7 protein-coding genes are annotated in these 10,229 nt (G+C 29.7%); 1 reads left to right on the top strand and 6 read right to left on the bottom strand.

The annotated features are described in order from the left end of the window. Positions 1 to 272: 272 nt before the first annotated feature. Together OEV82_RS07325 and OEV82_RS07320 are read right to left on the bottom strand one after the other, a co-directional pair. Entirely contained in the window at positions 273 to 1,754 is a 1,482-nt protein-coding gene (locus OEV82_RS07325) for a UDP-N-acetylmuramoyl-L-alanyl-D-glutamate--2,6-diaminopimelate ligase (protein WP_263061469.1), read from the bottom strand. 235 nt (positions 1,755 to 1,989) lie between these two features. After that, the gene (locus tag OEV82_RS07320; RefSeq protein WP_263061468.1) at positions 1,990 to 2,457 is read right to left on the bottom strand and encodes an NUDIX hydrolase; all 468 of its coding nucleotides are present in this window, start codon (positions 2,455 to 2,457) and stop codon (positions 1,990 to 1,992) included. Between the two features lie 633 nt (positions 2,458 to 3,090). On the opposite strand from OEV82_RS07320, the gene OEV82_RS07315 reads away from it, so the two are divergent. Then, complete coding sequence (locus OEV82_RS07315) at positions 3,091 to 3,459, top strand: DUF4368 domain-containing protein (protein WP_263061467.1); 369 nt, start codon at positions 3,091 to 3,093, stop codon at positions 3,457 to 3,459. Positions 3,460 to 3,652: 193 nt separating this feature from the next. Here the strand turns inward: OEV82_RS07315 and OEV82_RS07310 are convergent, their stop codons facing one another. The 4 genes from OEV82_RS07310 to rlmD form a co-directional block, all read right to left on the bottom strand. Then, entirely contained in the window at positions 3,653 to 4,780 is a 1,128-nt protein-coding gene (locus tag OEV82_RS07310) for a hypothetical protein (protein WP_263061466.1), read from the bottom strand. Between the two features lie 141 nt (positions 4,781 to 4,921). Beyond that, on the bottom strand, positions 4,922 to 6,670 hold the full coding sequence (locus tag OEV82_RS07305) for an ATP-dependent helicase (RefSeq protein WP_263061465.1): 1,749 nt from the start codon (positions 6,668 to 6,670) through the stop codon (positions 4,922 to 4,924). Beyond that, positions 6,667 to 8,712, bottom strand: coding sequence for an ATP-dependent nuclease (locus tag OEV82_RS07300; RefSeq protein WP_263061464.1), 2,046 nt, complete (start codon positions 8,710 to 8,712; stop codon positions 6,667 to 6,669). Before OEV82_RS07300 ends, OEV82_RS07305 begins: the two co-directional genes overlap by 4 nt. A 111-nt stretch (positions 8,713 to 8,823) precedes the next feature. Continuing rightward, positions 8,824 to 10,194 carry a 23S rRNA (uracil(1939)-C(5))-methyltransferase RlmD gene (rlmD, locus tag OEV82_RS07295; protein WP_263061463.1) on the bottom strand — a complete coding sequence of 457 codons (1,371 nt, stop codon included), beginning with the start codon at positions 10,192 to 10,194 and terminating at the stop codon, positions 8,824 to 8,826. Positions 10,195 to 10,229: the final 35 nt, after the last annotated feature.

The raw sequence follows: 10,229 nt of genomic DNA, 5'->3' as shown, positions 1-10,229 counted from the left end.
GTCAAGTGCTTTCCTTGACAACCTATCCTACATCTAAGATAATACCGGTGGCAAACAAGGAAATGATAGAATCCTATGGGCACTGGTAACCTGTTTTTTCAACATTAAACAGCGAAGAGCCTTATTGTTTCTATAAGATCCTCCTCTGGATGAAACTTATAAGTCTATTTATTTCCAGGAGTGGCGTGATGGTTCGAATGATTTGGAAATTAACTCAGCTTTCCTACCTTTTTATATCGCATTAATTAGAAGCTTCCTTAAGACGTTCTTATTTATGCCTTCTTCACTATAACCTTTCTAGCTACTTCTCTATCGTCAAAATGTATCGTTTTATCTTTAAGAATTTGATAAGTTTCATGACCCTTTCCAGCTATTATAACAACATCATTAGAGGAAGCCATATTGATAGCTTTAGTAATAGCATCCTCTCGATCAACTATTAATTCGTATTCTATTAAGCTTGACTTAATAATCCCACTTTCAATCTCTTTTATAATTTTAACTGGATTTTCAGAACGAGGATTATCGGAAGTAACTATCACCATATCGCTGTATTTACTAGCAATTTCGCCCATAATTGGTCGTTTTGTTTTATCTCTATCGCCACCACAACCAAAAACAGTAATTATTTTACCTTTTGAGAACTCTTTAACAGTTTTTAATACATTTTCTAATGCATCTGGTGTATGGGCATAATCAATAAGAACAAGATAATCTTGTCCTTCATCAACTACTTCCATCCTGCCTCTTACACTTTTAATTTTCGATAAGCTACTTTTAATATTTTGTAGCGGAACATCTTCTATAAGAGCCGCTGTAATACCAGCTAAAGCATTATAAACATTAAAATAACCAATTAATTGCAATTCAATGTCTATTTCACCTTTAAATGATTTTAGTAAAAATTGAATACCTTTTGGTGTTACCCTAATATTCTTTGCTGAAACATCAGCAGTATTATTTATACCATAGGTTATAACTTCCGCTGCAGTTGCTTTTTGAAAATAAGATGAATTAGGGTCATCTGCATTTAAGATAACATATTTTTTATCTAATGAGTTATACGTATTTCCAAGTCTTGTAAATAAATGGCTTTTTATAAATCTATATTCTTCAAAGTTACCATGGTAATCCAAATGGTCTTGAGTAAGATTTGTAAATATAGCAGTTCTAAAGTTAACACCTAACACTCTTTTCATGTCAAGACCTTGAGAAGATACTTCCATTACACAATATTCAGTGTTTAAATCCCTCATTTTTCGTAAATTATGTTGTAGTATAGGTGGCTCTTGAGTATTAATATCAGTAGGGTAAACTTTATGATCAATTACTACCCCATTATTTCCCATTACTCCTGTATTAAAGCCATAATCACTTAATATTCTTTCTATAATATAAGATGTTGTAGTTTTTCCGTTTGTACCAGTTATTCCTATTAGTTTCATTTCATGAGAAGGATAATTATAAAAATGTGTAGCAATGACAGCCAATGCATGTCTAGCATCTTTGACGAAAATTTTTGGCACATCTACTTTTACATCTCGTTCCAGCACAAGAGCTACTGCACCATTCTTTATTGCATCTTCTACAAATAGATGTCTGTCCTCAAGAAAGCCTTTAATACCCGGTACGCAGACAAATAAATTACCTGGTTTAATTTTTCTAGAATCCATTTGTAAACCAGTAATTTCAATATCTAAATTTCCTGTTGTTTCTTTTACCATAAAAAGGTCTGCAATTTCTTTTAACTTCAAAAAAATCCCTCCTACGTAATCTGTTGATTTTCTCCAATTGCTCTCTTTTTCTTAGAAATTATATCATATATAGTAATGCATTAATATTATTTCTTATGATTGACGCTCCATTAACATATTCTGTAACTTAATTAATAATATTTTCCGCCGAGTATTTACAAGTGTGTTTATGAAAAAACGGAATAAATATATTATGGTGAATTTGAATGCAATAATTATATAAATATAAATACTTTTATCTACATGATTTGTAAAATTTAGATAGAAATTCATCCAAAATAATCTTGTGGGTTTTAACAATATTTTTGGGTAAATCATCTGGAAAAAAGAAATTAAAATTAATGGATTCAGATTTATCTATGTTTAGTTCTCCTTTATACCCTTTGGTATAGTAGGCAATTGTAACGAGAAATAGTTCATCTCGAATCTCTGTTTTTATATAATGTTGAGGTCCTGAATAAACATTAATCAGATGCAACTTTTCAACTATTAAACCAGTCTCCTCATAAATTTCTCTCCTTGCTGTATCTTCAGTAGATTCTCCTAGTTCCATTAATCCTCCCGTTATTCCCCAAGCACGTCTTGGTTCCTTACGTTGCTGGAGTAGCAACCTCCCCATATCATCGACAATTATTGTAACCGAACCTACTAATATAATAGGTCTATGACCAACCATCTCTCTTAATTCATCAACATATCCCAATTATTTCTCCTCCTTTAAGGTACAATTAGTACTTCAACAATAATTAGTATAATTCCTTTTTGATAGACTTTAGTGTATGATAGCCACAAACGATAGACATAGTAGTAAAGATATTACGTCAAAGTAATATAGATATAAACGTTATTATTCACAGCCTAAATAAAGGAAGGTGGCTCAATCAGTAATTACATTACAATGTTACTTTTTAATATATAGATGAATATGTATACTACGAAAACCAAAAGAACTCGATAAAGTGTCTCAGAACACGTTTGTTCAATTAAAATAGCGTCCTAAGTACCCGGACTTGTACAATGTATTGCAGAAAGTAACAAAAAATGGACAACGATTACTTAGAGTAATGTCAGTCTGTAACTGCTAAACTATAATTAACAGTTTTTGCCAGATAAAATTAAACACTTTTCCCCAATAATAACCTACGCTAAAATTTGATTACAATACATTATGATTAGCTGGAGGAATAAGAAAGGTGGAAAAAGGACAGTAAAGGACGTGCTTTGGACAATATTATCATAGAACGTTTTTGGCGCAACATAAAGTATGAAGAAGTATATTTAAAAGACTATGAAAGCCCAAGGGAGACCATGGTATAAAAGCAAGAAATAATCCTGAATGATATCAAGAGTATTACTCAACAGATGGATGCAAAATATTGAAAAGCTCAAAAAACAGAAAGTGCAGTTAACCTCATTGCTTGCAGATAACAGTATTAATATTGAAGAATACCGCTTAACAATTGAAGAAATCAATAAAAAAATTAATGATTTGATGTCCGATAAACTGAAGCTAGAAAAATCTAAAGATCAATCCAAACGGGAACGAAAGAATATGAAAATACTAAAAAATGAATTAAAAGAATATATACATTTCAATAAATTAACCCCTGAGATGCTTCACCGTTTGGTTGATCGAATCGAAATAAAAGAAGACGGTTCACCGAAAATTTATTATCGGTTTGCAAATGATTTTTTAAATGCATAAAGTATATAGGAAAAGCCCGTTTCATTGATTTTCAAAAACGAGCTTTTCCAAAGAATTATTTTTTTATAAGCAACGCACAACACTCCACATGCCTTGAGTGGCGATCGCAGACATTTTGATGTAGCAGTGTTTGCCTGAAACCACATTTTATCCAGAAAAATTAAATTTACTGTCCACTAAAATATTTTTAAATCTAATTTTCATTTTCTTTGTTGTAAATGACTATTTTTCCATTAGATGCAAACGGATAAATTTTCATTTTCGTTTTATTAAATACAAGTTCATAAAATTTTTTGTCATCAAGAATTACATTGTATTTTCTATAACTTTTGTAATTTTCATCTATTGGTTCTGCAGCTTCAGCATATCCAACAAAATTTTCTCCAGCTTTAATTAATACAAAATCATAATCATAATTAAATACTTCTATATTATCGTTTCTCACTTCAGCATATAGTAATTCAATTTGACTTGGAGTTTTTGATATATCCGTTTCATCAATTTCAATATAGACAACAAGAAAATCTGCATTTTTTAAATCAATTTCTTCATTAGTTTGAGTTGAATTTTTTGCAATTTGTCCATAAATATTTACTTTATTAAATCGATATTTATGGTTAACTAAAACCAATTCATTCATAATTGCAGAACATACATTATCAATACAATCTGACATAAAAGTGCAAATATTATTACATTTATCATTTATTTTTACATCTTTAAATTTCAAACCATTTTTTTCAAAACTGTTTATAAAACCTATCATTTTATCGTCAAATAAATTAAATTCAAAAGTTGTAGGAATATCCATAATATGTTTTATTCTATTATTTGATTTCCTTAAATATGAGAATTCTGAAGCATTACTAATATTTTCAAAAGCTTTTTCTACACTCTGAAGCCCTACAATTCTATTACTTTTATTAAGAAAACCAAAATCAACCTTATCTTTAGGATACTGAGGATATATTAATGCGCAATTTACTAATTGTGCTAAAGAATCTAAAATATTATTTGCATACTGTATTATATCCTTAATGTACTTTGAAATTAAAAATGGTAAATCAGTTGTTAATCCTAGTATTTCAAATGAATTATCTAATATAGTTATAGAGGCACTACCTCTATCTCGCAATTCATTATTAATTCTTGAATGATACTCCTTGATTCTTCGGTCATATTCTTCTGTCAACTTGTTTATAAAATTCCTACAATATTTTAGTGTTTCAAAATTAAATAAAACGTTATCCAAAAATTGAATTGAATCAGCTACTTTCTTATTTATTAATTCTTTTTTTAACTCATAAAAATCAGTTTGCATCTCTAAAAGATCTCCTTATCTACTTATTTAGTTTGAAAAACTTACTATCCTAGATAAAAAATCGCTTTCGGCAACATTGCTCTCATATAAGAAAGGCTGGAATCAATTTCTAAAAAAATATTAATAAGTTTATATTTGAATTCAATTAAGTTGTGGAATGTCCGACAGATCTTCTATCCGAATACTATATTTTTCTTTTATAAACTTCTGTTCCTTCTCTAATAACTTAGGAACTACAATGAATAACAGACTTATCGCTCTACTCATACCAACATAATAAATCCGATGTTCCTCTTCATTTTCTAAATCAGGACTAATTAAAAATTCATCAGATTCCGAAATTAATAAAACATTTTCAAATTCATCACCTTTTGCTTTGTGAATAGTACGATGATGACTAATATCATCTTTATAATTTATACAAATCGCAATGTGCTTATATAAATTTCTATTATAAAAATCTTTAGCAGCTCCTTTTCTAAATCCAGCCATAGATTTAAAGTATGGTTTTAAAATATTATAAAAATCCATAATAGGTTTATCTTTATAATTACTATAGTTACGTAATAACTCTTGAAGTAATATAATAGAGTTGTTTATTTTTTCTTTATTTGAATAATCACTAAACAACTCTTTCATTTTTTCCAATGCATTTTTATAATCACCAATTCGTGCAAATTCAACGGATTCAACCGAGTTTAAAATTATTTTATATCTCTTTGGATCAGTATCCGCCTCTTTAAATATTGTTAATAAGTTTGTATTCATTCCATCTAAAGTAATCATTGACTTCATCGCATTAGCTGTAAGATTATCCCTAGACAATGTATGAATAATAATATCTTCCCCATATAATTGCTTTATTCTATTAAAAGCATCTATAGGTTTTCCAATAAATAATATAGGTACATCATTATCAATATTTTTATATTTATTTTGTACAATATCCATTCGAACACTATTTAATAAGTCAATAATTTGATTTGAACTACGTCTATTTTCAAGAATTTGATATTCAACCATGTTTTCCAATTGAAAATTATTAAATTCTTTTAGACTTGCCCCTTGAAAGGAATAAATGGATTGTGCAGGATCCCCTATAATACCAACAATTGTTTCTTCTTCAGCAATTAACTTAATAATTTTTGATTGAATTGGGTTAGTATCTTGAAATTCATCCAAGAAAAAATATGGAAATTTCGCTCTTAAAACTTTTAATATAAATGGATACTTTGTAACTAATACGTAACTAAAAAATAAAACATCATCATGATCAATTTTGCCTTTTGCCCAACTTAGTTTTTTATAGCTAAGTAAATCATCTTCTAAGATTTCTACCACTTTAATGATAGAACCTGCTTTATCTCTATTACCAACTAATTTTAAATTACCATCAACATCAAACTTATATTGTAAATTCGAAAGCCATGACCATAAAGAATTTTTCTTAACCTCAACAAATTGTAACTGACTGATTGAATTTGGATGCTTTAAATCCGATTTACGGCTATGATTTTCTAGCCATTTTTCAACAATTCTTCTTTGGGGCAATACTATATCATGACCATTAACTTTTTGAAAGTTTACTTCAAATTCATCAGCGATTAGAAATAGGTAGGGTTTTACAACATGCATATATAAAAAACTATGAATTGTCGATACTTCTACTCTGTTGGCTACGCTAGTACCTAACCTTTTCATAATAGTCTCTACCGCAATATTTGTGTATGTAATACATGCTATTTTCCGAGTCTTTTCTAATCGTACAGAATTTTTAACAGTATTTTTTATATGGTTAACTAACCAATGTGTTTTTCCTGCACCTGGCCCAGCTATAATTTTAAAATGTTGTTCTATAGGAATTTGATCATTTGATGTAATAGTAATCAATTTTCACACACCCACTCTATAGCTTCTTTTATATAGTCTGGAACTACAAAATTCACATATTCTTTCGTACCTTTTTTTGTTAAATTTTCTTGCAAAACATGAGCTAATTCCAAAGCATTAACACCTTTGCCCACTGAATTTAAATATCTAGCAGCTATTAATGCTATTTTTTTGTCATTTTCAGCCCATTTCAAATTTGGGTTTTGAAGTGCCTCAATAATTCTATTATTTTCTTCAGATTTACTTATTCGTTCAAACATTTTATTTAAATCTTTACCTTTTTCATACAAATCCATGAGTTCTTTTATTTCTTCTTTATTCGACATTGAATTTGTTATTAAAATTTCAGCAGTAGGGTTAAAACGAATTAAATCATACTCTAAGGTTTTTCCATAAACCTCATCCTGTAAGAAAAATTCAATGTTTGATGAATAGTCTGCTTTTCGTTTATTACATTTATATTCATATTGTGTCGGTTCAATTTGCATTTCAAAAGGGTAGCATTTTTTATAGGAAGTTTTTTCTACTGAAAGATTTTTTCTTTCTGGATCTCTATCTGTAATACATGCAACTTTTTTATTAATTGCATATTTATTTTTAGTATTAAATAAATATAAAAAATGATCGAAGTATCTTCCACCTACATTGATAACTGCTACATGGTTATCTTCTAACAACTTTTCTAAATACTCAGCAAAAACAGACATAAGCAATTGTTCTGCCATTCCTTCTACTAAAATTATTTTTTCTGCAAAGAGCATATTGGATTTTGTAGCATCTAAAAATCTTTCTACATATTTCTTACTATCTTCATTATTTTCAAAAACTCTACCTGGATAACTAACGTGTGTTTCATTATTAACCTTATATAAACAAATCAATTCATCTAAACTTAATGATCCTGTTATATGAGTGGAATGTGTAGTTATAAATATTTGTCGCACCTTTTTTTGTTTTAAATTTTGTTTTAAAAACTTTAATAGTTGTCCTTGCATCGTAGGATGTAAATGTGCTTCTGGTTCTTCAATAATAAGCATTGGATATACTTTCGCATTACTTCCTAGATACGTTTCACTCGCATTTACTTGCATTTTTGCCAATAATAAAGACATAAAAATCAAATTATTATAGCCAAGGCCATTATGTGTTATAGGCAATTGAATTCCAGTTTTATTTTCTATAATTAATCGAAGTGCTGAATAAAGTTCAATATCTGTAATGCTGCCTGCAAAATTGGGTTCAGTATTATCAAAAGAAGCACCTATATCTTTTGAATACGATAAAATTTGTTTCTTGCCTTCTAGCATCCTTTCATTCAATAAATCCAGTAATAATTTAGCCTTTTCTTCAAATTGCATTTTTTTATTTTTTATTAGTTGTTCTTTTTCACTATCATCTATATTTTTAGACTTAATATCATAGTCCATAAAGAAATCTAAAACATTTTTTAAAAGTGTATTCTTCCCGCTAAACATGTCCCTTTCCACATCTCGAATAGCATCTAAAAACTGATAATCAAATTTCTTTAAATACTCTCCATCTGCTATAATTTGATTTTCTAAATTACCACCATAAATTTTGTATGTATATAGCCTTAAAAAATTTCTATCAATAATTTCCCAAGCCTCTACTTCAGATTTTGCTGAAGATAACATTCTTTTATAATCTTCATGGTGTTTTAATGGCAAGCAAAATTCATAATGTAATTTTGCTTCGTATGGCTCCTCCAATTTAGTCAACCATTGACTTACTATAACCAAATCATCTCCCATTAAATTTTCTTTATCTTCTTGACTAAAAGTTACTGAAATATTAATTTTAGGTGGTTGCAATTTTAGTTCTTCAAGTGAAATAGTCTTATTAAAATCATCAATAGATAAATTCTTTTTTTCAGAAGGGTTAAATATTAATGCCATAGCTCTTAATAAATTAGATTTACCTGAATTATTAGGGCCAATAATTACGTTAATTCCTTTGTTAAATTCAATAATATTTGACCTAAAATTTCTATAATTATTTAGTTCTATGCTCGAAATATACATTTCTTAAATCCCCTTTACATGATAATTAATTTGAATATAGTACATTAAAAAATATATGTTCCTCGAAAAAGCCTGTTTCATTGATTTTCAGAAACGAGCTTTTCCAAATATTTATTTTTTTATAAGCAACGCACAACTCTCCACATGCGCCGTCTGTGGAAACATATCGACTGGCTGAACTTCAATTGTTTTGTAACCTCCGTCTTCCAAGATCCGCAAGTCTCTTGCTAATGTGGATGGATTACAACTTACGTAGACAACCTTTTTCGGTTTCATTTTGATTATTGTCTTTAGCAAGGACTCATCACAGCCTTTACGGGGAGGATCAACTACAAGAACGTCAGCATGAATTCCTTTTTCAGCCCATATTGGTATTACTGTCTCAGCTTCCCCAACTTCAAATTCAGCATTGGTTATGTCATTTATCTGTGCATTTAACTTCGCATCTTCAATAGCGGCTGGAACTACTTCTACACCATAAACCTTTTTCGCCTTTTGCGCTAAAAATAGAGAAATCGTACCAATGCCACAGTACGCATCAATGACAGTTTCTTCTCCAGATAAATCCGCATACTCTAATGCTTTATCATATAAAACTTTCGTTTGGACAGGATTGACTTGATAAAAGGATAGTGGCGAAATTCGAAACATTACATTCCCAATTTTGTCATAAATCACATCTTCTCCCCAAAGTAGCTTCGTTTTTTTACCTAATATAACATTCGTCCGTTCCGAATTAATATTTTGAATAATAGACTTTACTTTCGGTAATCGAGCTACCAATTGATTAACTATCTTCTCTTTATTAGGCAACTTTTCTGTGCGTGTAATTAAGACTACCATTAATTCGCCCGTTTGTTTTCCATAGCGGACCATAATATTTCGTAGCATACCTGTATGATGATTTTCATCATAAGCAGATATATTGAATTCATTGCAAACTTCCTTAACCACTTGAATCGCTTCATTCACTTCTTCCATATGAATAACACTTTCATCCGTTGGGATAATTTCATGACTTCTCGGCTTAAAGAATCCAGAAATTAATTTACCATCTTTTTCACCTACCGGCTCTTGGGCCTTATTTCGATAATGCCATGGATTATCCATCCCAATAATCGGATGAACTGTAACATTCTCTAGTCCACCAATCCGAGCTAATACTTGTTCAACATGGTTTTGTTTGAATTTTAACTGGCCTTCATAAGTCATATGATGGATTTGGCAGCCCCCGTATTTATGCTCTTCCTCTTTTGAAATATCCACTCGATACGGACTCCGTTCTTTAAGCTCAATCAATTCTCCATGGGCATAATTCTTTTTTGCTTTCACCACTTTTATTCTTGCTTTTTCACCAGGTAATCCATTTGGAACAAAAATCGGATAGCCATCTAATTTAGCTACCCCTTGACCTTGATGAGTCAAATCAACAAATTCTATATCAATATAGTCATTTACCTTTACAGGCATCTCTTGTTTCATCCTATTCACCTTCATTTATTAAAAATCCGTTAAAC

The sequence above is a fragment of the Pallidibacillus thermolactis genome (assembly GCF_025660415.1).
Taxonomy (GTDB): Bacteria; Bacillota; Bacilli; order Bacillales; family Caldibacillaceae; genus Pallidibacillus; species Pallidibacillus thermolactis.
Note: the sequence above shows the minus strand (reverse complement) of the source record. Positions and strands in the feature narration are given on the sequence as shown.